This is a genomic window from Variovorax davisae (assembly GCF_030316845.1).
Lineage (GTDB): Bacteria > Pseudomonadota > Gammaproteobacteria > Burkholderiales > Burkholderiaceae_C > Variovorax > Variovorax davisae.
The window spans coordinates 101,932-124,897 of sequence record NZ_JASZYS010000010.1; the positions used below are offsets into that span (position 1 = coordinate 101,932).

The 22,966-nt window shown below is 69.1% G+C and carries 28 protein-coding genes; 18 read left to right on the forward strand and 10 right to left on the reverse strand.

Translation table 11 applies throughout. The annotated features are described in order from the left end of the window. Positions 1-14 precede the first annotated feature (14 nt). Complete coding sequence (gene radA / locus QTI33_RS22385; protein WP_286508508.1) at positions 15-1,406, reverse strand: DNA repair protein RadA; 1,392 nt, start codon at positions 1,404-1,406, stop codon at positions 15-17. A gap of 72 nt (positions 1,407-1,478) precedes the next feature. Between radA and QTI33_RS22390 the strand changes: the two genes are divergently transcribed. Then, positions 1,479-1,874, forward strand: coding sequence for an MAPEG family protein (locus tag QTI33_RS22390; protein WP_286508510.1), 396 nt, complete (start codon positions 1,479-1,481; stop codon positions 1,872-1,874). 11 nt (positions 1,875-1,885) lie between these two features. Here the strand turns inward: QTI33_RS22390 and QTI33_RS22395 are convergent, their stop codons facing one another. After that, entirely contained in the window at positions 1,886-3,124 is a 1,239-nt protein-coding gene (locus tag QTI33_RS22395) for an MFS transporter (RefSeq protein ID WP_286508512.1), read from the reverse strand. 184 nt (positions 3,125-3,308) lie between these two features. Between QTI33_RS22395 and QTI33_RS22400 the strand changes: the two genes are divergently transcribed. Next, a complete protein-coding gene (locus QTI33_RS22400; protein WP_286508513.1) occupies positions 3,309-4,121 on the forward strand; it encodes a class I SAM-dependent methyltransferase in 813 nt (270 codons plus the stop codon). 7 nt (positions 4,122-4,128) lie between these two features. Here the strand turns inward: QTI33_RS22400 and QTI33_RS22405 are convergent, their stop codons facing one another. After that, positions 4,129-4,377: a hypothetical protein gene (locus QTI33_RS22405; RefSeq protein WP_286508515.1), complete on the reverse strand. Its 249-nt coding sequence runs from the start codon at positions 4,375-4,377 to the stop codon at positions 4,129-4,131. Positions 4,378-4,578: 201 nt separating this feature from the next. Between QTI33_RS22405 and hpaR the strand changes: the two genes are divergently transcribed. From hpaR to QTI33_RS22465, 12 genes are all read left to right on the forward strand, one after another. Then, positions 4,579-5,013 (forward strand): homoprotocatechuate degradation operon regulator HpaR, encoded by a 435-nt coding sequence (hpaR, locus tag QTI33_RS22410; RefSeq protein ID WP_286508516.1) that lies wholly within the window; start codon positions 4,579-4,581, stop codon positions 5,011-5,013. Further along, complete coding sequence (locus QTI33_RS22415; protein WP_286508518.1) at positions 5,010-5,633, forward strand: fumarylacetoacetate hydrolase family protein; 624 nt, start codon at positions 5,010-5,012, stop codon at positions 5,631-5,633. Before hpaR ends, QTI33_RS22415 begins: the two co-directional genes overlap by 4 nt. Beyond that, positions 5,630-6,382, forward strand: coding sequence for a fumarylacetoacetate hydrolase family protein (locus tag QTI33_RS22420; protein ID WP_286508519.1), 753 nt, complete (start codon positions 5,630-5,632; stop codon positions 6,380-6,382). Before QTI33_RS22415 ends, QTI33_RS22420 begins: the two co-directional genes overlap by 4 nt. A gap of 31 nt (positions 6,383-6,413) precedes the next feature. Then, on the forward strand, positions 6,414-7,871 hold the full coding sequence (gene hpaE, locus QTI33_RS22425; protein ID WP_286508520.1) for a 5-carboxymethyl-2-hydroxymuconate semialdehyde dehydrogenase: 1,458 nt from the start codon (positions 6,414-6,416) through the stop codon (positions 7,869-7,871). 11 nt (positions 7,872-7,882) lie between these two features. Continuing rightward, entirely contained in the window at positions 7,883-8,218 is a 336-nt protein-coding gene (locus tag QTI33_RS22430) for an aromatic ring-opening dioxygenase subunit LigA (protein WP_286508521.1), read from the forward strand. Continuing rightward, the gene (locus QTI33_RS22435) at positions 8,215-9,042 is read left to right on the forward strand and encodes a DODA-type extradiol aromatic ring-opening family dioxygenase (protein WP_286508522.1); all 828 of its coding nucleotides are present in this window, start codon (positions 8,215-8,217) and stop codon (positions 9,040-9,042) included. The genes QTI33_RS22430 and QTI33_RS22435 overlap by 4 nt, the downstream gene beginning before the upstream one ends. A gap of 4 nt (positions 9,043-9,046) precedes the next feature. Continuing rightward, a complete protein-coding gene (locus QTI33_RS22440; protein WP_286508523.1) occupies positions 9,047-9,454 on the forward strand; it encodes a 5-carboxymethyl-2-hydroxymuconate Delta-isomerase in 408 nt (135 codons plus the stop codon). Positions 9,455-9,457: 3 nt separating this feature from the next. Further along, complete coding sequence (gene hpaH, locus QTI33_RS22445) at positions 9,458-10,261, forward strand: 2-oxo-hept-4-ene-1,7-dioate hydratase (protein WP_286508525.1); 804 nt, start codon at positions 9,458-9,460, stop codon at positions 10,259-10,261. A 10-nt stretch (positions 10,262-10,271) separates the two neighbouring features. Next, positions 10,272-11,081 (forward strand): aldolase/citrate lyase family protein, encoded by an 810-nt coding sequence (locus QTI33_RS22450; RefSeq protein WP_286508527.1) that lies wholly within the window; start codon positions 10,272-10,274, stop codon positions 11,079-11,081. A 124-nt stretch (positions 11,082-11,205) separates the two neighbouring features. Continuing rightward, positions 11,206-12,204, forward strand: a complete 999-nt coding sequence (locus QTI33_RS22455) for a Bug family tripartite tricarboxylate transporter substrate binding protein (RefSeq protein ID WP_286508529.1) — start codon at positions 11,206-11,208, stop codon at positions 12,202-12,204. A gap of 19 nt (positions 12,205-12,223) precedes the next feature. Then, complete coding sequence (locus tag QTI33_RS22460; RefSeq protein ID WP_286508530.1) at positions 12,224-13,015, forward strand: class II aldolase/adducin family protein; 792 nt, start codon at positions 12,224-12,226, stop codon at positions 13,013-13,015. Between the two features lie 143 nt (positions 13,016-13,158). Beyond that, positions 13,159-14,136, forward strand: a complete 978-nt coding sequence (locus QTI33_RS22465; RefSeq protein WP_286508532.1) for a 2-dehydropantoate 2-reductase — start codon at positions 13,159-13,161, stop codon at positions 14,134-14,136. A 14-nt stretch (positions 14,137-14,150) separates the two neighbouring features. Here QTI33_RS22465 and QTI33_RS22470 read toward each other — a convergent pair whose 3' ends face one another. The 4 genes from QTI33_RS22470 to QTI33_RS35175 form a co-directional block, all read right to left on the reverse strand. Then, entirely contained in the window at positions 14,151-14,780 is a 630-nt protein-coding gene (locus QTI33_RS22470; RefSeq protein WP_286508534.1) for a hypothetical protein, read from the reverse strand. Between the two features lie 12 nt (positions 14,781-14,792). Further along, positions 14,793-16,463: a hypothetical protein gene (locus QTI33_RS22475; protein ID WP_286508536.1), complete on the reverse strand. Its 1,671-nt coding sequence runs from the start codon at positions 16,461-16,463 to the stop codon at positions 14,793-14,795. Positions 16,464-16,546: 83 nt separating this feature from the next. Next, complete coding sequence (locus QTI33_RS35170) at positions 16,547-16,909, reverse strand: hypothetical protein (protein WP_353506349.1); 363 nt, start codon at positions 16,907-16,909, stop codon at positions 16,547-16,549. 10 nt (positions 16,910-16,919) lie between these two features. Then, the gene (locus QTI33_RS35175) at positions 16,920-17,081 is read right to left on the reverse strand and encodes a hypothetical protein (RefSeq protein ID WP_353506350.1); all 162 of its coding nucleotides are present in this window, start codon (positions 17,079-17,081) and stop codon (positions 16,920-16,922) included. Here QTI33_RS35175 and QTI33_RS35180 point away from each other — a divergent pair. Continuing rightward, positions 17,080-17,274 (forward strand): hypothetical protein, encoded by a 195-nt coding sequence (locus QTI33_RS35180; protein WP_353506351.1) that lies wholly within the window; start codon positions 17,080-17,082, stop codon positions 17,272-17,274. The two genes, QTI33_RS35175 and QTI33_RS35180, sit on opposite strands and share 2 nt — an antisense overlap. Here QTI33_RS35180 and alr read toward each other — a convergent pair. Next, on the reverse strand, positions 17,261-18,349 hold the full coding sequence (alr, locus tag QTI33_RS22485; RefSeq protein WP_286508539.1) for an alanine racemase: 1,089 nt from the start codon (positions 18,347-18,349) through the stop codon (positions 17,261-17,263). The two genes, QTI33_RS35180 and alr, sit on opposite strands and share 14 nt — an antisense overlap. A gap of 173 nt (positions 18,350-18,522) precedes the next feature. Between alr and lplT the strand changes: the two genes are divergently transcribed. From lplT to QTI33_RS22500, 3 genes are read left to right on the forward strand one after another with little or no spacing between them, the layout of a single operon-like run. Continuing rightward, positions 18,523-19,827 (forward strand): lysophospholipid transporter LplT, encoded by a 1,305-nt coding sequence (gene lplT / locus QTI33_RS22490; protein ID WP_286508541.1) that lies wholly within the window; start codon positions 18,523-18,525, stop codon positions 19,825-19,827. Positions 19,828-19,843: 16 nt separating this feature from the next. Next, positions 19,844-20,746 carry a DMT family transporter gene (locus QTI33_RS22495; protein ID WP_286508543.1) on the forward strand — a complete coding sequence of 301 codons (903 nt, stop codon included), beginning with the start codon at positions 19,844-19,846 and terminating at the stop codon, positions 20,744-20,746. Then, positions 20,743-21,231 (forward strand): glutathione peroxidase, encoded by a 489-nt coding sequence (locus QTI33_RS22500; RefSeq protein WP_286508544.1) that lies wholly within the window; start codon positions 20,743-20,745, stop codon positions 21,229-21,231. The genes QTI33_RS22495 and QTI33_RS22500 overlap by 4 nt, the downstream gene beginning before the upstream one ends. Here the strand turns inward: QTI33_RS22500 and QTI33_RS22505 are convergent, their stop codons facing one another. Continuing rightward, positions 21,232-21,651, reverse strand: coding sequence for a carboxypeptidase-like regulatory domain-containing protein (locus QTI33_RS22505; RefSeq protein ID WP_286508545.1), 420 nt, complete (start codon positions 21,649-21,651; stop codon positions 21,232-21,234). It lies immediately after the preceding gene. A gap of 85 nt (positions 21,652-21,736) precedes the next feature. Continuing rightward, complete coding sequence (glcF, locus tag QTI33_RS22510; RefSeq protein WP_286508546.1) at positions 21,737-22,963, reverse strand: glycolate oxidase subunit GlcF; 1,227 nt, start codon at positions 22,961-22,963, stop codon at positions 21,737-21,739. Positions 22,964-22,966: the final 3 nt, after the last annotated feature.

Consider the following 22,966-nt stretch of genomic DNA (forward strand, 5'->3'; position numbering starts at 1 on the left):
CGCCCGGGCGGCGCCTACTGCAGCTGCCGCACGATATCCAGCGCCTCTTCGATCCGCTCCACGGCGTGGATCGTCAGCCCCTCGATCTCCTTGGTGCCCTTGCGCGGCGCATTGGCCCTGGGCACCACCGCCACGCTGAAGCCCAGCTTGGCCGCCTCGCGCAGCCGCTCCTGCCCGCGCGGCGCCGGCCGCACTTCGCCCGCCAGGCCCACTTCGCCGAAGGCGATGAAGCCCTTGGGCAGCGGCTTGCCGCGCAGGCTGGACGTGATCGCGAGCATCACGGCCAGGTCGGCCGCGGGCTCGCTGATGCGCACGCCGCCCACCGCGTTGACGAACACGTCCTGGTCCATGCAGGCCACGCCCGCATGCCGGTGCAGCACCGCCAGCAGCATCGCCAGCCGGTCGCGGTCCAGGCCCACCGACAGGCGCCGCGGGCTGGGCCCGCCGTCGTCGACCAGCGCCTGGATCTCGACCAGCATCGGCCGCGTGCCTTCCAGCGTGACCAGCACCACGCTGCCGGGCACCGGCTCGGCGTGCTGGCTCAGGAAGATCGCGCTCGGGTTGGCCACGCCCTTCAAGCCGCGCTCGGTCATCGCGAAGACGCCGATCTCGTTGACCGCGCCGAAGCGGTTCTTGATGGCGCGCACCAGCCGGAAGCTCGAATGCGTGTCGCCCTCGAAGTACAGCACCGTGTCGACCATGTGCTCCAGCACGCGCGGGCCGGCCAGCGCGCCCTCCTTGGTGACGTGGCCCACCAGCACGATGGCGGTGCCGCTGGCCTTGGCGAAGCGCGTGAGGTGCGCGGCGCATTCGCGCACCTGCGCCACCGAGCCCGGGGCCGAGGTGAGCTGGTCGGAGTAGACGGTCTGGATCGAGTCGATCACCGCGATCGCCGGGCGGTGCGCGTCCAGCGTGGCGATGATCTTCTCCAGCTGGATCTCGGCCAGCACCTGCACCTGCGAATGGTCGAGGCCGAGCCGGCGCGAGCGCAGCGCCACCTGCGCGCCGCTCTCCTCGCCCGTGACGTAGAGCGCGTTGCGGCCGGCGTGCTGCAGCGCGTCGACCGCCTGCAGCAGCAAGGTCGACTTGCCGATGCCAGGGTCGCCGCCGATCAGGGTCACGCCGCCGTCGACGATGCCGCCACCCAGCACGCGGTCGAGTTCGTCGATGCCGGTGGGCGTGCGGGCGATGTCGGTGGCTTCGATTTCGGACAGGGTCGCGAGTTCGGCCGAGCCGGCCAGCGAGTTGAACTGGGTGCCGAAGCGGTTGTTGGCCGGCGCGCCCGGGGCCGGGCCGACCTGTTCGATCAATGTGTTCCAGGCGCCGCAGCTCGGGCATTTACCGAGCCACTTGGGGCTGGTGCCGCCGCATTCGCTGCAGACGAAGAGGGTTTTTTCCTTGGCCATGGGGGGTGAGTGTAGGGATGCGCGGCGGGCGCTCCGGGCCGACAATGCGGGCGCACTTGCAAGGAGCCCGACATGACCCCGACCCTGACGCTCGTGATCTACATGGCCCTCCTGACCTGGCTCGCCCTGCTCGTGGCCAGCCTCATCCGGGTCAAGGGCTGGACGCCTTCGGGCACCCTGCTCGCGTTGGGCAACCGCGAGAACCTTCCGCCCGCCACGCCGCTCGCAGGGCGTGCCGAGCGCGCAGCCCGCAACACGCTGGAGAACTTCGTGCTGTTCGCCGCCATCGCGCTGGTGGCGCATGCGGCGGGCGCGACCAGTCCGAAGGTGGCGATGGGCGCGCAGATCTTCTTCTGGGCGCGGGTGCTGTACCTGCCGGTCTACTGCGCCGGCATCGCCTATCTGCGCACGGCGATTTGGGTGCTCAGCATCGTGGGGCTGGCGATGATGGTCCTGGGCCTGCTGTAGCCGGCAGCCGCTCAGCCCGGCTTGCGCCGCCCGCCGCGGTCGCCGTGGCGCGGAATCCAGTAGCCCAGCGTCGCCGCCGCGGCCAGGGCCATCAGCCCGACCACCGCGATCCCCGACGCCAGCGACAGGCTGGCGGCCAGGAAGGACAGCAGCGCCGGGCCGCTGGACGAGCCGATGTCGGACATCAGCCGCCACACGCCCAGGAAGTGCGCGCGCCCGTGGCGCGGCGAATGGTCGGCGCCGACGGTCATGATGATCCCCGAGCCGATGCCGTTGCCGAAGCCGATGGCCAGCGCCGCGCACAGCAGCGTCAGGGCGCCGGTGCTCAGGGGCATCAGCAGCATCGCCAGCCCCATGATCAGCATCGACGGCACCGCGACCCAGACCCGGCCCTTCAGGTCCATCACCTTGCCGGCCGGATAGAACACCAGCATGTCGATGCCGCCGGCCAGCCCGTAGATCAGCGAGGCCACCGAGGGCGCCAGCGCCAGGTGGTCGGCCCACAGCGGGATCACGGCCTGGCGCGATGCGCGCACGGCGCTGATCAGCACCACGCCGATGCCCAGGGTCAGGAAGACATGCTTGCGGTCGCGCAGGGTCGAGGCGATGGTCGGCGCGGCCGCCGCCGCATGGCCCGCCGGCAGCGGCGGCGCCTCGAGGTCGGGAATGCGTGCGCCCACGATCGCCGCCCCCATGGCACCGACGATGCCGACGACGTAGGCGGCCTGCAGGCCGAAGCCATGCACCGCCGCCGCCGCCAGGAACGGGCCGATGAACATGCCGATGCGCATCACGCCGCCCAAGGTCGACAGCGCCCGCGCCCGGTAGGCGATGGGCACGGCCTCGGTCATGTAGCTCTGGCGCGCCAGGTTGTAGATCGCCTGCGACATGCCGACCATGAAACAGCCGGCCCCGAACAGGGCCAGGTGCGAGGTCCAGACGCACAGCGCCATGCCGAGCGCGCTCCAGACGCCGGCCGCGACGATGGCCCAGCGCTCGCCCCAGCGCATCGTGATGAACGAGGCCGGGATGTTGTTGAGCAGCGAGCCGATGCCGATCAGCGCCACCATCAGCGCCGCCATCGGGACGGAGGCCCCGAGGTCGCGCGCCGTGAGCGGCACGATCGGCAGGATGGCGCCCTCGCCGATGCCGAACAGCAGCGACGGGCCGAAGGCCGGGACGGCGATGCGACGCAGGGAGAACGGGGACGACGGGGACGAGGCAGGCGAAGCGGCGGACGGGGATGGCATGCGCGGAGGGGTTCGGGTGGGAGGCCCCGGCCCGCGCCGGCGGACAAAGGCGCGCCATTGTCTCGCCGATGGCGGATGTCTGCAGGGATGGGGGCACTGCCGGCCGGCCAGGTTGACGTCGCGGTCGACGGCACCCTAGCATCGGCCAGCAACGCCTGTGGCGGTGCGAAAAGGGGGATTGCCTATGAACACCGCCTCGTCGACCTTCGTCGCCAGCGACGCCGATGCGTACGAAAAGCTCATGGGCCGCTGGAGCCGCCAGCTGGCGCTGCCCTTCCTGGATTTCGTGGGCAGCGCCGATGGCGAGCGGGTGCTCGACGTCGGCTGCGGCACCGGCCACCTGGCCTTCGCGGTCACGCGCCGGACCGGCGCCGGCGAGGTGCGGGGCATCGACCTGGCCGAGCCCTACATCGCCCATGCGCGGCGCCACAACCAGGACCCGCGGATCGTCTTCGAGGTCGGCGACGCCTGCGCCCTGCCCTACCCGGACCGGCACTTCGACCGCGTGCTGTCGCTGCTGGTGCTGCACTTCGTGCCGGACACGGCCAAGGCGATTGCCGAGATGCGGCGGGTCGCCAAGCCCGGGGCGGTGGTCGGCGCGGCCGTGTGGGACGCGCGCGGCGGCTTCGTCTCGAACCGCATGTTTTTCGACACCGCGGCCGCGCTGGACCCGGCAGGCAGGGAGCGCCGCGCCAGCAGCTACACGCGGCCGATGACGCGGCCGGGTGAACTGGGCAAGGCATGGCGCGACGCCGGGCTGAAGTCCGTCTCCGAGACCTCGCTTTCAATCCGCATGGAGTTCGCGTCCTTCGCGGACTACTGGACGCCCTTCGAAGGCCGGGACGGCCCGGTCGCCGAGTACCTGGCCACGCTGGACCCGGAGCAGCGCGCCCGGCTGCGCGAGGCGGTCGAGTCGGCCTACCTCGACGGCGAGGCCGACGGGCCGCGCTCGTACGCGGCGCTCGCCTGGGCCGTCAAGGGCCAGGCGCCGGCCTGAGGCCCCGTCAGCCCGCGTTCTTCAGCGACTGCTTGGCCTTGTCGGCCGAGGCCTTCGAGCGGTTCTTGTGATAGCCGGACTTGACGTTGTTGACCGCCTTGCCGACCGGGCCGCTCTTCTCGGCCTCGCTGTCCGCGCGCTTCTCGTCGATCTTGTGCTTGGCCGCGTCGGTGGCCTCCGAGGCGGCCTTGCCGACCTGGGCGCCGGCGCTCAGGACGGTGAGGGAGGCGGCGAGTGCGAACAGCATCTTCTTCATGGAATCTTTCGGGGTTGGGTGGTGAAGACCGATGGTTCCATGCGGCCGGGGTCGGGGCGCGTCAGCCGTTGCCGCGAATGGCTTCGCCTCGGGGGCTACGGGGCGTGTCAGGATTTGGCGCTTCGACCCAAGGGTTTCCCCGCATCCTCCATCGCTTGACCCAACTATTTAATATATTAAATAATCCGCTCCAACATGGACATGCGCAGCACCGCCTTCTCCCACCGCAACCTGCCGCGCCTGCTGCTGCAGGCGCGCGAGGCGGTCATGGGCCATACGCGGCCGAGCCTGCGCGAGCATGCGCTGTCCGACCAGCAATGGCGCGTGCTGCGGGTGCTGGGCGAACATGGCGCAGTCGAGACCGGCCGGGTGGCGCGCGAGGCCTTCATCCTCGGGCCGAGCCTGACCGGCGTGCTCGCCCGCATGGAGCGCGACGGCCTCATCGCCCGCAGCCGCGACCCCGAGGACCAGCGCCGCACCGTGGTCGAGGCCACGGCCCGCGGACGCCAGTTGGTGGCGCAGCTCTCGACCAGCATCGAGGCCCACTACGCGTGGATGGAAGAGGCGATGGGCAAGCAGAAGCTGGCCCAGCTCTACCAACTGCTCGACGAACTGATTGCATTGGAGCAACCATGAGCTTTACTCCGACCGGCACCGTCTACGGCGTGCTGCTGAACTTCCGCGCCGAGGTCGAGGCCCTCGCGCCGCAGATGAACCAGCCGCCCTACAAGGCGCCGCCGAAGGCGCCCGTGCTCTACGTCAAGACCGCCAACACCTGGAGCCCGCACGGCAGCGCGATCGCCGTGCCGGCGCAGGTCGATGCGGTCGAGATCGGCGCCACCGTCGCGATGGTGATCGGCGTCGACAACGACGTCGAAGGCTTCGTGCTCATGAACGACCTGTCGATCCCGCATGCGAGCTTCTTCCGCCCGCCGGTCAAGTTCAAGTGCGTCGACGGCTTCCTGGGCATCGGCGCGGCGATGCGCGATGCGCAGGAGGTGGCCGACCCGGCGCAGTTCCGGCTCGAGGTGCGCATCAACGGCGAACTGAAGCAGTCGATCGACTTCTCGCAGACGGTGCGCAGCGCCGCGCAGCTGCTGGCCGATGTCGGCGAGTTCATGACGCTCGCGCATGGCGAGGTGCTGATGCTCGGCTGCGACGCCGGCCGCCCGCTGGCACGCCCCGGCGACCGCATCGAGATCAGCGCGCCCGGCTTTGAGGCCCTGGCCAACACCCTCGTGAAGGAGCAGGCATGAAGCACGCGCGCATCCTGTTCGAAAACGCGGTGCACGACGCCGTGGAAGACGGAGGCCGCCTGCGCCTCGCCGACGGCCGGCATGTTGAGGCCGATGCGGTCTCGTGGCTGCCGCCGCTTCAGCCGGTGCCGCGCCCGCGCACCATCCTCGCGCTGGGACTCAACTACGCCGACCACGCCAAGGAGCTGGAATTCAAGGCACCCGAAGAGCCGCTGGTCTTCGTCAAGGGCGAGAGCACGCTCACCGGCCATCGCCAGCTCACCTACCGGCCGGCGGAGGTCCAGTTCATGCACTACGAATGCGAACTGGTGATCGTGGTCGGCAAGACCGCGAAGAAGGTCCGGCGCGACGACGCCTATGACTTCATCGGCGGTTATACCGTGGCCAACGACTACGCGATCCGCGACTACCTCGAGAACTGGTACCGCCCCAACCTCCGCGTGAAGAACCGCGACACCTGCACGCCGATCGGCCCCTGGCGGGTCGACGCCAACGACGTCGCCGACCCGATGGCGCTGGCGCTCAGCACCACGGTCAACGGCAAGCTCACGCAGTCGGGCAACACCAAGGACATGATCTTCGACGCGCCCTTCCTGATCGAGTACTTCAGCAGCTTCATGACCTTGCAGCCTGGCGACCTGATCCTCACGGGCACGCCCGATGGCGTGGTCGACTGCCGGCCGGGCGACGTCATCGTGACCGAGATCGCGCAGATCGGCGCGCTGGTCAACACCATCGCAGCGGCCTGAGCCGTTCATCCCCGAAAGAGACACGCACACCATGCAGATCGACCACCTCATCGACGGCAAGCCGGTCGCCGGCCGCGACTATTTCCAGACCGTCAACCCGGCGACGCAAGAAGTGCTGGCCGAGGTCGCCTCGGGCGGCGAGGCCGAAGTGAACGCGGCCGTGGCCGCCGCCAAGGAGGCCTTCCCGAAGTGGGCCGGCCTGCCCGCGCCCGAGCGCGCCAAGCTGATCCGCAAGCTCGGCGACCTGATCGCCAGGAACGTGCCCGAGATCGCGCAGACCGAGACCAACGACTGCGGCCAGGTCATCGCGCAAACGGGCAAGCAACTGGTGCCGCGCGCGGCCGACAACTTCTACTACTTCGCCGAGATGTGCACCCGGGTCGACGGCCACACCTACCCGACGCCCACGCACCTGAACTACACGCTGTTCCACCCGGTGGGCGTGTGCGCGCTGATCTCGCCGTGGAACGTGCCCTTCATGACCGCCACCTGGAAGGTCGCGCCCTGCCTGGCCTTCGGCAACACGGCGGTGCTGAAGATGAGCGAGCTGTCGCCGCTGACCGCCGCGCGCCTGGGCGAGCTGGCGCTCGAGGCCGGCATCCCGGCCGGCGTGCTGAACCTGGTGCACGGCTACGGCAAGGAAGCCGGCGAGCCGCTGGTGGCGCACCCCGACGTCCGGGCGATCTCGTTCACCGGATCGACCGCCACCGGCAACCGCATCGTGAAGAGCGCCGGCCTGAAGAAGTTCAGCATGGAGCTGGGCGGCAAGAGCCCGTTCGTGATCTTCGACGACGCCGACCTCGACCGCGCGCTCGATGCGGCGGTCTTCATGATCTTCAGCAACAACGGCGAGCGCTGCACGGCCGGCTCCCGCATCCTGGTGCAGCAGTCGATCTATGCCGACTTCGCGGCGAAGTTCGCCGAGCGCGCCAGGCGCATCGCGGTCGGCGACCCGCTCGACGAGAAGACCATCGTCGGCCCGATGATCTCGCAGGCGCACCTGGCCAAGGTGCGCAGCTACATCGAGCTGGGACCGAAGGAAGGCGCGACGCTCCTGTGCGGTGGCCTCGGCGCGCCCGAGCTTCCCGACCGGGTCAAGAAGGGCAACTACGTGCTGCCCACCGTCTTCGCCGATGTCGACAACCGCATGAAGATCGCCCAGGACGAGATCTTCGGGCCGGTGGCCTGCCTGATCCCGTTCAAGGACGAGGCGGATGCGATCCAGCTCGCCAACGACATCGCCTACGGGCTGTCGAGCTACGTCTGGACCGAGAACATCGGCAAGGCGCACCGGGTCGCCGCGGCGGTCGAGGCCGGCATGTGCTTCGTCAACAGCCAGAACGTGCGCGACCTGCGCCAGCCCTTCGGCGGCACCAAGGCCTCGGGCACCGGCCGCGAGGGCGGCACGTGGAGTTACGAGGTCTTCTGCGAACCGAAGAACGTGGCGGTGAGCCTGGGCAGCCACCACATTCCGCATTGGGGCGTGTGAGGAGCGCGGCCATGAGCCTCTATGCCATGCAGAAGTTCCTGTTCGCGCTGAACCGCGAACCCGAGGTGCAGCGCCTCTATGCCGATGGCGGCGCGGCGCGCGCCACGCTGCTCGACGGCTACGATTTGAACGCCGAAGAGCGCGAGGCGATCGACAGCGGCGACATCGGCAAGCTCTATGTACTGGGCTGCAACGGGCAGCTGCTGATGCACTTCGCGCCCCTGCTCGGCATGCCCTGGGCGGACTACATCGCGGCGATGCGCGAGGGCGTGCAGAAATACGGGCCGGTGCGCGCAGGCATCTATGCCATGACCACCGCCCACGATGAAAAGGTGGCAGGGGTATGAGCCTCGTATTCGCGGGCGTGTGCAGTCACGCTCCCGGCATCACGGGCCGGGCCCACCTGGCCGATCCGGCCGTCAAGGACGAGTTCCATGCGCAGTTCCGGCGCATGGGCGAGGCGCTGCATGCGACAAAGCCCGACGCCGTGATCGTGATCGCGGCCGAGCACTTCGCGAACTTCTTCATGAACAACATGCCGGCCTATGCGATCGGCATGGCCGACAGCTACGAAGGCCCGATCGAGGACCCGAAGTGGCTCGGCATCGAAAAGACCCGCGTTCCGGGCGACGCCGCCCTGTCGCAGCGGCTGATCCGCGAGGTGATGCAGACGGTCGACGTGGCCTATGCCGAAGAATGGAAGTTCGATCACGGGATCATCGTGCCGCTCCATTTCCTGACGCCGAAGTTCGACACCAAGGTGATCCCGGTCAACATCAATTGCCAGGGGCCGCCGCTGACGCCGCTGCACCGGGCCTGGGCCTTCGGCGAAGCGCTGCGCCGCGCCTGCGACAAGGCGCCCGAGCGCATCGCGATCATCGGCACCGGGGGCATCTCGCACTGGCCGGCCACGCCCGACTCGGGCAAGGTCAACGAAGAATGGGACCGCAGCTTCATGGAACGCTGGTGCGCCAACGACCGCGAGGCCCTGCTCTCCCAGGCCGACTACAACGACGAGGCCACCTACCGCGAAGCGGGCCAGGGCGGCTTCGAGATCCGCACCTTTCTCACGGTGGCCGCCGCCGCCCGCGGCAAGGGCACCATCCTGCACATGAAGGCGATTCCGATCTTCGCGGTGACCTGCACCGCCGCGACGATGGCGATCGAGTAGACAAATGCCACATCTGGTGATCCTTTACACCCCCAGCATCGAGCGCGAGACCGACATGTCGGCACTCTGCCGCGCGCTGGCCGACTGCATGCTCGAACAGCGCGACGACGAGGGCCGGCAGGTCTACCCGACCGGCGGCACCCGCGTGCTGGCCTACCCGGCGGCGCACCATGCGGTGGCCGACGGCCGCGCCGACTACGCCTTCGTCTACCTCAACCTGCGGATGGGCGCGGGCCGAAGCGCCGCGGTGCACCAGCGCGTCGGCGACGCCCTGCTGGGCGTGACCAAGGCGCACTTCGCGCCGGTCTTCGACCAACGCCACATCGGCATCACGCTGCAGATCGACGAGAGCCCCGGCCAGGTCTACGACGGCAAGCACAGCAACCTGCATCCCCTCTTCAACAAGGCCTGAACCATGCTCGCACCCGAACTCATCCGCCAGCTGGCCGCCGAACTGCACGAAAGCGAGAAGTCGCGCGTGCAGGTCGAGCATTTCTCCAAGCGCCATCCCGCGATGACGATCGAGGACGGCTACGCGATCTCGCGCGAATGGGTCAAGGCCAAGATCGCCGAAGGCCGCAGCGTCAAGGGCCACAAGATCGGCCTGACCTCGCGCGCCATGCAGCTGTCGAGCCAGATCGACGAGCCCGACTACGGCACGCTGCTCGACGACATGTTCTTCGAGCAGGGCGGCGACATCCCGTTCTCGCGCTTCATCGCGCCGCGGGTGGAGGTCGAGCTGGCCTTCAAGCTCGGCAAGCGGCTCCAGGGGCCGAACGTGACGATCTTCGACGTGCTGGACGCCACCGACTACGTCGTGCCGGCGATCGAGATCATCGACGCCCGCATCGAGCAGTTCGACCGCCACACCCAGCAGATGCGCAAGGTCTACGACACCATCGCCGACAACGCGGCCAATGCCGGCATCGTGACCGGCGGGCGGCCGGTGAAGCCGGACGCGGTCGACCTGCGCTGGGTCAGCGCGCTGCTCTACAAGAACGGCGTCATCGAGGAATCCGGGGTCGCGGCCGCGGTGCTGAACCACCCCGCCACCGGCGTCGCCTGGCTCGCCAACAAGCTGGCACCCTGGGACGAGTGCCTGGAGGCCGGCGAGATCGTGCTCGGCGGCTCGTTCACGCGGCCGACCAGCGCCCTGCCGGGCGATACATTCCATGCGGACTACGGCCCCCTGGGCGCCATCTCCTTCCGCTTCGTCTGAAAGACCCCCCATGACCACACCCACCAACCCCTTCAAGCAAGCCCTGGCCGAGAAGCGCGCGCAGATCGGCCTCTGGCTCGGCCTGGCCGACGCCTACAGCGCCGAGATCTGCGCCGGAGCCGGCTTCGACTGGCTGCTGATCGACGGCGAGCATTCGCCCAATGGCCTCGCCAGCATCCTGCAGCAGGCGCAGGCGATCGCCGGCTATCCGGGCGTCCACGCGATCGCCCGCGTGCCGCTGGGCCATGGCGACGCAGGCGCGGCGCTGATCAAGCAGTACCTCGACCTCGGCCTGCAGACCCTGCTGGTGCCGATGGTCGACACGCCCGAGCAGGCGCGCGCGATCGTGCGCGCGATGCGCTACCCGCCCGAGGGCATCCGCGGCATGGGCGGCGCCCGCGCCTCGCGCTGGGGCCGCTACCCCGCCTATGCGAAGGAAGCCAACGACCGCGTCTGCCTGCTGGTGCAGGCCGAGTCGCGCGAGGCGCTGGCGCAGCTGGACGCGATCGCGGCGGTCGACGGCGTCGACGGGGTCTTCATCGGGCCGGCCGACCTGTCGGCTTCGATGGGCCACGTGGGCGACTCCGACCACCCCGAGGTTCAGGCGGCGATCGAGGACGCGATCGCCCGCATCCAGCGCGCCGGCAAGGCCGCGGGCATCCTCACGCCCAACGAGGCGCTGGCGCGCAAGTACCTGGCGCTGGGCGCGACCTTCGTCGCCGTCGGGCTGGACACCAACCTGCTGGTGCGCAGCACCAGCGCGCTGGCGGCGAGCTTCAAGAACACGGCCAAGCCGGCCGCCGGCGGTGGCACCTACTGAGCCCGGCGTGGTGGATGCGGAACCCTGGTGCCCGATACGTGAGGTAAACGCGGGTGTGCGGCGCAACAAGTTGCGGGAAAAATACGCCCTTTCCAACGCATCGATCACCCGAGGAGACATCCCAATGACCATCACCCGCCGCCACCTGCTGCAGACCACCAGCGCCTCCGCGCTGCTGGCCAGCCTGGGCCAGCAGGTTTTCGCCCAGTCGCAAGCCTTCCCCTTCGAGACCGCGCGCCTGATCACCGGCTTCGCGGCCGGCGGCACTTCCGACACCACCTGCCGCCGTGTCGCCACCCGCCTGCAGCCCGACTACGGACGCGCCGTCGTGGTGGAGAACCGCACCGGCGCCGGCGGCCAGATCGCGGTCACCTACGTCAAGAGCCAGCCGGCCGACGGCGCCACGATCCTGCAGACCCCGACCTCGATCCTCACGATCTATCCGCACATCTACAAGAAGCTGCCGTACGACCCGCTGGTCGACCTGTCGCCGGTGACCATCGCCTGCGTGTTCGACTTCGGCTTCGCGGTCGGGCCGGCGGTGCCGCTCACGATCAAGACCGTGCCCGAGTTCCTCGCCTGGGCCAAGACCCATCCCGAAGGCGCCAACTTCGGCTCGCCGGCCGCCGGCTCGACGCCGCACTTCATCGGCGCGCTGCTGGGCAAGAGCGCGGGCGTGGAGCTCAAGCACGCGGCCTACCGCGGCACCCAGCCCGCGATGCTCGACCTGCTGGGCGGCAACATCGCGGCGGTGTCGGGCCCGATCGGCGACATCACGCAGCACCTGCCGACCGGCAAGGTGCGCATCCTCGGCGTCTCGGGCGCCAAGCGAAGCCGCTTCGCGCCCGACGTGCCGACCTTCGAGGAGCAGGGCATCAAGGACATGACGCACAGCGAGTGGTTCGCCTTCCTGCTGCCGGCCAAGGCCTCGCCCGAGGTGGTGGCGCGCGCCAATGCCGCCTTCAAGCAGGCGCTGGCACAGAAGGACGTGATCGACGGCCTGGCGGGCTTCGGCCTGGAGGCGATGTCGTCGACGCCGGGCGAGCTGACGGAGCTGATCAAGAAAGACACCGCCAAGTGGGCGCCGATCGTCAAGCAGGTCGGCTTCACCGCGGAAGGATAGCCATGAAAAGGAACTGCAGATGAACACACTCGCCACCCCATCGCCCTCGGCGCTGGTGCATCCCGCCCTCCACCCCGACGAGCGCGCCGCCCGGCTGCAGCTCGCCGCCTGCTACCGCGTGTTCGCGATGCTGGGCTGGACCGAGATGATCTACAACCACATCACGGTGCGGCTGCCCGACAGCGTGACCGGTGGCGAGAAGCAGTTCCTGATCAACCCCTTCGGCCTGCACTACAGCGAGGTCACGGCCAGCAACCTGGTCAAGATCGACCTCCAGGGCCGGGTGCTCGACGGCTCCACCCATGCGGTGAACCCGGCCGGCTTCACGGTGCATGCCGCGATCCACGACGGCCTGCCGGATGCGCATTGCGTGATGCACGTCCACACCACCGCCGGCGTGGCGGTGGCCTGCCTGCAGGGCGGCCTGCAGCAGACCAATTTCTATACGGCGCAGCTGCACGGCATGGTCGCGTACCACGCGTTCGAGGGCATCACGATCCATGCCGACGAAGGGCCGCGCCTGCTCAAGAGCATCGGCGAGCGCAAGGCCGTGATCCTGCGCAACCACGGCCTGCTGGCCTGGGGCGAGACGCTGCCCCAGACCTTCGCGATCCTCTGGACCTTGCAGCGCGCCTGCGAGATCCAGCTGGCGACGCTGTCGATGGGCGCGCCGATCCCGGTCTCCGAGGCCATCGCCGAGCGCTGCACGCGCGACGCGCTGCAGTTCAACCCGGCGCACGGCGCCGGCCAGGATGTGTTCGACGCCCTCGTGCGCCAGGTCGACCGCATCGACGACAGCTACAAGCTATAGAGCTCCCCCCAGGTTGGCTCACTTCGTGTAGCCGCCCACCCCCCGCCGGGGGCAACACCAGCGGCCCGGCAAAGCCGGTTCCGCGGTGTTCCCGGAAGGGGCCGGGGCGAGCCTCAAGCCAAGCGCAAAGGAATCTCCCGAAAATGAAAATCTGCATCTACGGCGCCGGCGCCATCGGCGGCTGGATCGGCGCCAAGCTCGCGCGGGCCGGCTCGGCGATCAACGTGGTGGCGCGCGGCGCCACGCTGGAGGCCCTGCAGCGCGACGGGCTCACCCTGGCCAGCGGCGATTCGCGCGTGAGCGTGCCCGTCAACGCCAGCGCGGACCCGTCGGCGCTCGGCGTCCAGGACCTCGTGATCGTCGCCGTCAAGGCGCCCTCGCTGCCGGCCGTGGCGCAGCAGATCGCGCCGCTGCTGGGCCCCGACACGATCGTGCTGACGGCCATGAACGGCGTTCCGTGGTGGTTCCTGCAGGGCGGCTTCGGCGGCCCGCTGGCCGGTGCCCAGCTCGAGGCGGTCGACCCGGGCGGCAAGATCGATGCGGCGATCCCCGCCCGGCACGTGATCGGCTGCGTGGTGCACGCCAGCTGCGCGCTCGACGCGCCGGGCGTGGTGCGGCATCACTTCGGCAACGGCCTGATCGTCGGCGAGCCCTCCGGCGAGGCGACGCCGCGCGCCAGGGCGCTGCGCGACCTGCTGGCCGGCGCGGGCATCGACACCCAGCTCTCGCCGCAGATCCAGAAAGACGTCTGGTACAAGCTCTGGGGCAACATGACGGTCAACCCGATCAGCCTGCTGACCGGCGCCACCACCGACCTGATCCTGGGCGACGACCTGGTGCGCGGCTTCATCTCGACCATCATGCTGGAGGCCAAGGAGGTCGGCGCCCGGATCGGCGTGCCGATCGCCGACACGCCGGAAGATCGCCACGCGGTCACGCGCAAGCTCGGCGCCTTCAAGACCTCGATGCTGCAGGACGTGGAAGCCGGCCGCGCGGTCGAGCTCGACGCGCTGGTGTCCTCGGTGCGCGAACTCGGCGAACGCGCCGGCGTGGCGACGCCGTTCACCGATGCGCTGCTGGGGCTGGCGCGGCTGCGGGCGCGGCAGTTGGGCTTGTACTGAGCCGACGGACAGACTCAGGGCTCGCAGGTGTCGCCGGACGGGTAGGTCGTGGAACTTCCGGACTGGGCTGCGTTGTACTGCGCATAGCGCGCGGCACGCTCTCGCGTATTCGCAGTCATCGCTTCGATCTTCTGCGTGTACCCGTACGATTCGCTGCGCGGGTCAAAGCGATCGCCAGCGCACTTCGTCGATGCCATCAGCTGATCACCGCTGCGGTCCAGGCCGGCCTTGTCCTTGAGATCAACAAGAAGAGTCATCTGCAGATCCCTGGCTTTCTGCATCAGCGCCCGGCGCTGGCTCTCGTTGATGGGCCGCGTGTGGATCCATGCCTCGATGTCATCGCGCACGCCGTTTCGATTGAAATCCGGCCCTGAGATATCTCGCGACCGGTCAAGCGCCGGAACCGTACCGATTCGCTCCAGGGCAACGATCTGATCCTTGAGCGCCAACGATCCTGCGATCGGGGGTGGCGGAGGAACTACGGCGCCGGGGCCCTCCGCCAATGCCTCCGCCGTCGGTGCGCCAGTTGGGACCACGGCGGTCTCATCGCCGCTGCCGCCACAGGCGACGAGCAGTGCAGGCAGCACGCCGACCGCCCTCATTGCCACGGCGCGGCCCAGTCGAGTCTTCGACACATGGGTCATATTCGCTCTCCCTCAAGGACCTGCAAGCCCATCAAACGCTGACGCTACCAACGCCTTGACCTTGGCGCGGCCCTCACGCGCGGCGTCCAGGTAAGTGGGCACCAACATATGGCCGCTCGCATCGACCGAACTGAACGGAAGGCTCCAATTGGCAGCCCTCACGCTATTGCCCCCTTGGAAACGAAGCGCATTGACCACCAGATCCCGATCAGACAGTCCGTACTCTCCACGCGTGGTAGGCGAAGCGGGGGCGACATGGACGACCTTGACCGCCACGCGCGGGTCACTGGCCAGCAGCCCGTCGTGTGCCGCGTTGGCGAAGAGGTTTCCCTGCGAATGCGCCAAGAGGACAAGATGGGCATCGTCGCCGGCCAAGATTCGCAATTGGGCCAACTGGGAGTTCAGGTCGGCTTCGGTCGGCGGATCGCTGAGCAAGCGAGCCCAACCCCCGACGATCTGGCCCAAGGTGGCATTGAAGGTCGCGTCGAGCAAGCGCGCGAGCGCCAAGCCACCGCTGCCCAGTCCCTTGATCAGGCTTCCGGTCAATGAATTGGGGTTGCCATGCCGGCCAGCAAGCAGATCCCAGTAGTGCTCCCACCGATCGTTCAACACGCCATCGAGCTCGACGCCGCGCTGCACGAAAGTTTCAGCAATGTCTTGAAGTGGGCTCCCAGAGCCGCCTTTTGCAGTCTGGTTGTAGAAGGATACGTAGCGAATCGGAGCATTGTCATGGCTGGGGCCCACCAATTTCTTGAGGGCATCCAGGCCCATTCCGGCCTCCTCTTTGGTATTCCAAATTCCGTTGAAAAACCCGAGCACCTTCGGTGGTCCCGTCACCGTGATCGTCGAGCTTGCCGTTGAATTGCAGCCAACGCAGTCGCCGGTGACCGTCTCGATCGTCGCTCTCCTGGCGGGGGCTTCGTATACGCAACCCAGATTGCCTTTGGCGTCGGTGGCATTGGCACAAAACAGACTGCCATTGATGGCTGCGGGCGCGAGTCTGGCTTTCGCGCCTTTGAAGGGGATCGGCGTGCCCTGCGTCTGGATTCGCACGCGCAGATGGGCCGTCTTTCCCACTCTGAGCTCAAGCGGTTCGATAACGACGTCCGGCCTGCTCACGCGTGTGACGCAAATCGTTCCGGCGCCGCGGGCATCGTCTCCGAAGCCGGCTGAGTCCACGCCAGAAAACCTGTCCGTGGTTGTTTGGACCTTGCATTGGCCTCTGTCGAGCCACGGCGCGGTCCGAATCCTGTCGTGATAGGTCACGCTGTAGGCGTTGCCACCAGAATCACCCCCGAACGGGACCCAAAAATCGCTTCCCAGGTTGAGGTAGCCGAACGGGCCAGCGCTTTGCACGGTGCGGAGCGTCGCGTTGCCGCACACATTGGACTCCCCGGTTGGGCCATCTCGCTCAGTCGCACTGAGCATGATGTTCGATCGGTCAACGTCATCGAGGGATATGAAGGTGGGCCCAACGGCCAGGCTCGGGTCGACGCGCACGTCCCCGTGGTAGATCAAACAGCGGGTTTCGACTTGGGCACTTGTCGCCGCGCAAAACAGACTGAGCGCTATGCCGCACGGGATTCGACAGTCGAATGCAAACACATCCAGCCCCATCGTTCGCGACGGAGAAACACCTTCGGAAGGCGCGCAGGCCTTCACTGACCGCAGGCGGATTCGCATATGGGCACTCCCTGAATCTTCTAGTTGCCCGCGCACTGGTCGTGCGCATTCGCCGCAACTATAGGATCCCTCGCGCCATCGCGCTACCGCCCCATCCGCGCCCGCAGCGCCGCCGGCAGCGAGTTCACCTGCGGCATGAAGCGGTCGATCGCGGCGCCGAGCAGCACCGCGCACAGCAGCGCGCCGAGCAGCGGCTTCCAGCTGAGCCGCTCCGCCGCGGCGAACCAGCCCTCGCGCGCGATCCGCACCGCGGCGCGCGCCGAGACGTACGAGAAGGCGATCTCGATCGCCACCGCGAGCAGCGCGTCCCAGCCGAAGTAGAGCAGCACCAGCGCGCCGGCGCCGCACACGATGGCGACGCCGATCAGGAAGATCGCCACGACCGGCACCACGAAGAGCGCGCCCTCGTCGAGACCGCCCGCGATGTCGAGCGCGCCACCGCCCACGTCGGGCAGGTCACAGGCTTCGAACTGGCCCCCGGTGCGACGACGGACCCTCGAAGGTGCAGGGGTCCGGCAGGTCGGGATCGAAGTTCGTGTTGCGCTGCACCAATCTTCCAGCCCACCAGCGCAAGAGCAGCAGGTAGGCGGCGTAGCCGCCCCCCCAGCGCCCCCGCATGGCGCAGCGCCAGCGCATCGACGCCCAGCCGCATCTGCAGGTGCGACATCAGCCACATCAGCAGCAGGATGGCGGCGCCGATCGCAAAGCCGTGCAGGCGCAGGTCGCGGCTGCGATGCAGCGCCTGCTCGACGCGCGACTCCCAGATCTGCACCGAGCGCGAGAGCGGGCGGCGGGCTTCAGTCCGCCGTGATCGGCACCCGCGGCGCGACGGCGCACATGAGTTCGTAGCCGACGGTGTTGCCGGCCCGTGCCACTTCGTCGATCGGCAGCACGGAGCCGGACGCCGAGCGGCCCCACAGCGTGACTTCGGCGCCGAATCCGGCGTCGGGCACCGGCGTCAGGTCGACCGTGATCATGTCCATGCTGACCCGCCCGACCATGCGCGTGCGCACGCCGTTCACCAGCACCGGCGTGCCCGTGCTGCAGTGCCGCGGGTAGCCGTCGGCATAGCCGACCGCGGCGACGCCGATGCGCAGTGGGCCCTCGGCGCGGAAGCTGGAGCCGTAGCCGATGGTGTCGCCGGCCTGCAGCGTCTGCACCGCGATCAGCCGGGTGGCGAGCGTCATGGCTGGCTGCAGCTGCCAGTGGGCGGCGTCGTGCTCGGGGAAATCGGGGGCGCTGCCGTACAGCACGATGCCGGGGCGCACCCAGTCGGCCCGGGTCCGGGGCGCGTGGCGCAAGGTCGCGGCGCTGTTGGCGACCGTGCGCTCGCCGGGCAGGTCCTGCGCGGCGCGCTCGAAGACCTCGATCTGGTGCGCGATGCCGCGCTCGCCGTCGGCGTCGCTGAAGTGCGTCATGAGCGAGATCTCGTCGACCTGCGGCAGCGCGTTCAGCCGGGTCCAGGCCGAGCGAAAGCGCTCGGGCGTGAAGCCCAGGCGGTTCATGCCGGAGTTCATCTTGAGAAAGACGCGCTGCGGCACCTGGGTCTTGTGGGCGGCCAGCATGTCGATCTGGGCGTCGCAGTGGACGGTGTGCCAGAGGCCGAGGCGGGAGCACAGCTCGAGGTCGCGCGGCTCGAACACGCCCTCGAGCAGCAGGATCGGCCCGCGCCAGCCCAGGGCGCGCACCCGCTCGGCCTCCGCCAGGTCGAGCAGGGCGAAGCCGTCGGCGGCGCGGAAGGCGTCGAAAACCCGCTCGATCCCGTGCCCGTAGGCGTTGGCCTTGACCACCGCCCAGACCCGGGAATCGAGCGCGCAACGACGGGCCCGGTCGAGGTTGTGGCGCAGGGCGGCGGCATGGACAGTGGCAAGGATCGGACGCGGCACTTCAAAAAACCCGGTGAAAAGCTGAAAACACTCACACAACAAAGCCCGGCGTTGGGGCCGGAAAGCGCCATTCTGACATCGCGCACCCCATGCTATAACCGCGCACCCGCCTCTGATGCGGGCCCCTTTTTTCACTACCGCCAGCCCTCCCCATCTGGCCAGCCAGCTCATCGATGAAGCGCGGTTTCTACACCATCATGTCGGCCCAGTTCTTTTCGTCACTGGCCGACAACGCGCTTTTCGTTGCTGCTGTGGAGCTGATGCGGACCAGCGGCGCGCCGGAGTGGCAGCGCGCCGCGCTGGTGCCGATCTTCACCGTCTTCTACGTGGCGCTGGCGCCGCTGGTGGGCGCCTTCGCCGACGCCTTGCCCAAGGGCCAGGTGATGTTCATCAGCAATGCGATCAAGGTGGTCGGCTGCGTGATGATGCTGTTCGGCTCGCACCCGCTGATGGCCTACGCCATCGTCGGGCTCGGCGCCGCCGCCTATTCGCCGGCCAAGTACGGCATCCTGACCGAGCTGCTGCCGGCCTCCCAGCTGGTCAAGGCCAACGGCTGGATCGAGGGGCTGACCATCGCCTCGATCATCCTGGGCATCGTGCTCGGCGGGCAGCTGGTCGGGCATGCGCTGTCGAGCCACCTGCTGGCGTTCGACCTGCCGTTCGTCGACACCGGCGTCAACACGCCGCCCGAGGCCGCGATCTCGGCGCTGATCCTGGTCTACATCGTGGCCGCCTGGTTCAACACCCGCATCCCGCTGACGGGCGTCGAGATGCGGCCGCTGCGCTCCAACCCGCAGCACGGCATCGTGCGCAACGTGTTCGCCCTGCTGCCCGACTTCTGGCAGTGCAACTCGCGCCTGTGGCGCGACAAGCTGGGCCAGATCTCGCTCGCCACCACCACCCTGTTCTGGGGCGCCGGCGGCAACCTCAAGTACATCGTGCTGGCCTGGGCCTCGCTGGCGCTGGGCTACAACACGGCGCAGGCCTCGTCGCTGACCGGCGTGGTGGCGATCGGCACCGCGGTCGGCGCCATCGTGGCCTCGATGAAGATGCGGCTGGACATGGCCACCCGCGTGATCCCGATGGGCATCGGCATGGGCCTGCTGGTGATCGGCATGAACTTCATCGGCAGCATCTGGCTCGCCGTGCCCTTCCTGATCCTGCTCGGCGGCCTGGGCGGCTTCCTGGTGGTGCCGATGAACGCGCTGCTGCAGCACCGCGGCCACAACCTGATGGGGGCCGGCCGCTCGATCGCGGTGCAGAACTTCAACGAGCAGTCGTGCATCCTGGTGCTGGGCGCGTTCTACAGCGCCTGCACCGGCATCGGCCTGTCGGCCTACTCGGCCATCACCGCCTTCGGCATCGTGGTGGCCGGCTTCATGTGGCTCATCAAGCGCTGGCACCAGCACAATCTGAGGCGCCATCCGGAAGAGGTCGAGCACCTGCTCGCCATCGCGCGCAGCGACAAGCACCACTGACCCGTTCCCGCTTCCCTTGCCCGCTCTCGCGCTGATCTTCAACGCCTTCGTCTGGGGCGTCTCCTGGTTTCCCTTCCGTCAACTCGAGGGGCATGGCCTGCATCCGGTGTGGGCGACCTGCCTGATCTATGCCGCCATCACGCTCGCGATGGCGCTGCTGCGGCGGCGCGCCTGGGGCCTGTTCGCGCGCCAGCCCGCACTGCTGGGGCTGGGGCTGGCGGCGGGCCTGACCAATGTCGGCTTCAACTGGGCCGTGACGCAGGGCGACGTGGTGCGGGTGGTGCTGCTGTTCTACCTGATGCCGCTGTGGAGCGTCCTGCTGGCCTGGGCCTTCCTGGGCGAGCGGCCGAGCCTCGCCGCGCTCGCCCGGGTGGCGCTGGCGCTGGTCGGCGTGGCGGTGGTGCTGAAGTCGCCGGAGGCCGACTGGCCGGTGCCGGCGAGCCTGCCGGACTGGCTGGGCGTGGCCGCCGGCTTCGGCTTCGCCGTGACCAACATCCTGCTGCGCCGGCTGCGCAGCGCCCCCGGCGAGGCCCGGGCGCTGGCGATGTTCGGCGGCTGCGCCGTGATGGCCGGCGCCACCGCCCTGGCCGGCACGGCGCTCGGCGCGATGGCGCCGCCGCCGCTGGCCGACCCGGGCTGGTGGGGCTGGGCCCTGCTGCTGGGCACCGGCTTCGTGTTCGCCAACGTCTGCCTGCAGTACGGCGCGGCCCGGCTGGCGGCCAGCGCCACCTCGGTGATCATGCTGTCGGAGGTGCTGTTCGCGAGCGTCTCGTCGGTGGCGCTGGGCGCGGCCACGATGGAGGCGCGGATCTGGCTCGGCGGCGCGCTGATCGTGGCGGCGGCGGTGTGGTCGTCGTTTGCACGCGCCCCGGCGGCCGGCGATGATCGGCGGATGCTTTCCCCCCAGGACTTGCCATGACCAGCATCTACGACTTCGAGGCCCGCCGCATCGACGGCCGGCCGGCACCGCTTTCCGAATACCGCGGCCGCGTGCTGCTGATCGTCAACACCGCCAGCCAATGCGGCTTCACGCCGCAGTTCGAGGGGCTGGAGGCGCTCTACAAGAAGTACGCCGGGCAGGGCCTGGCCGTGCTGGGCTTTCCGTCCAACCAGTTCATGCACCAGGACCCGGGCACCAACGCGGAGATCGGCGCGTTCTGCACCGAGCAGTACGGCGTCAGCTTCCCGATGATGGAGAAGATCGACGTCAACGGTGCCGCCGCCGCACCGCTCTACAAGTGGCTGGTCAAGGAGGCGCCGGGGCTGCTGGGCAGCACCGCCATCAAGTGGAACTTCACCAAGTTCCTGGTCGGCCGCGACGGCCGGGTGCGCAAGCGCTATGCGCCGCTCGACAAGCCCGAGTCGATCGCCGCCGACATCGAGGCAGCGCTGAAGGCGGACTGATCAGAACCTGAAGTCGGCGGTCTTGGCGCCGGCGCCCAGCGTCACGGTCTGGCTCTTGGTCACGCCCTCGCTCGCGGCCTCGACCGTGTAACGGCCGGCCGGCAGGTCGACCAGGCAGACCGGGCCGGTGGCGCGCATCGCCATCGCGGTGCCGCCCTTGGCGTCCTTCACCATGACGTCGACGTCGGCCAGGTAGGCGCCGCTGGCGCGGGCGAACAGCAGCGACAGCGGATGGTCCTTCATGGCGGCGCGCATCGCGACCGACTCGTCGGAGCCGACGCCGCCGCAGACGTAGCGCCCGGCATCCTGGACCTTCATGGCCGGCGCCACGGCCGGGGTCTGGGCCTGGACCAGCCAGGGCGCGGCGGCGCAGGCGCACAGCGCAGCGGCGCGCACCAGGTGTCGTGAAGAGGCATGCATGAGAAGTCTCCGGTAGGAACACGCCTGCATGCTGCCGCGGCGCCGTCACGCCGGGCGTCGGACCAGAACCCTCGAAGATGTCCGCTCAGGCCGCCAGGGCGGCGTCGAGCAGCTCGACCCAGTGCCGCACGGGCGTCTGCGTGCCGCTTTGCAGGTGGGTGATGCAGCCGATGTTGGCCGAGGCGATGGCACTGGGCTGCAGCTGGTTCAAATGGCCCAGCTTGCGGTCGCGCAGCGGGTAGGCCAGCTCGGGCTGCAGCACCGAATAGGTGCCGGCCGAGCCGCAGCACAGGTGCGATTCGCTGGCCGCCACCCGGATGTCGAAGCCGAGCGCGCGCAGGTTGAGTTCGACCCCGTTGCGCAGCTTCTGGCCGTGCTGCAGCGTGCACGGCGGGTGGTAGGCGATCACCCCGGCCGGCGCCGCCACGCGGTCCTTGAGCGCCGGCACCAGTTCGGGCAGCAGTTCGCTCAGGTCGCGGGTCAGGGCGCTGATGCGTTCGGCCTTGGCGGCGTAGGCCGGGTCGTCCTTCAGCATGTGGCCGTACTCGCGCACCGTGACGCCGCAGCCCGAGGCGTTCATGACGATCGCCTCGACCGCGCCGCCCTCGACCTGCGGCCACCAGGCGTCGATGTTGGCGCGCATCTGCACCCGGCCGCCGTCCTGGTCGTTGAGGTGGAACTTGACGGCGCCGCAGCAGCCGGCGTTCGGCGCCACCACGGCCTGGATGCCGGCGGCGTCGAGCACGCGCGCGGTGGCGCTGTTGATGTTGGGCGCCATCGACGGCTGCACGCAGCCGGCCAGCATCAGCACCTTGCGGGCATGCGTGCGGGTGGGCCAGGCGCCCGCGGGCCGCGGCGCCGGCACCTTGGCCTTGAGCGAGGCCGGCAGCAGGCCGCGCACCGACTGCCCCAGCTTCATCGCGGGGCCGAAGAGCGGCGAAGGCAGGGCCTCCTTGAGCGTCCACCGCACGGCGCTCTCGCCCGCCGGCCGCGGCACCTTCTGGTCGACGATCTTGCGGCCGATGTCGACCAGGTGGCCGTACTGCACGCCGCTCGGGCAGGTGCTCTCGCAGTTGCGGCAGGTCAGGCAGCGGTCGAGGTGCAGCTGGGTGCTGCGCGTCGGCGCCTTGCCTTCGAGCACCTGCTTGATCAGATAGATGCGCCCGCGCGGGCCGTCGAGCTCGTCGCCGAGCAGCTGGTAGGTCGGGCAGGTGGCGGTGCAAAAGCCGCAGTGCACGCACTTGCGCAGGATCGCCTCGGCTTCGCGGCCGTCGGCGGTGCCCTGGAATTCGGGAGCGAGTTCGGTTTGCATGCG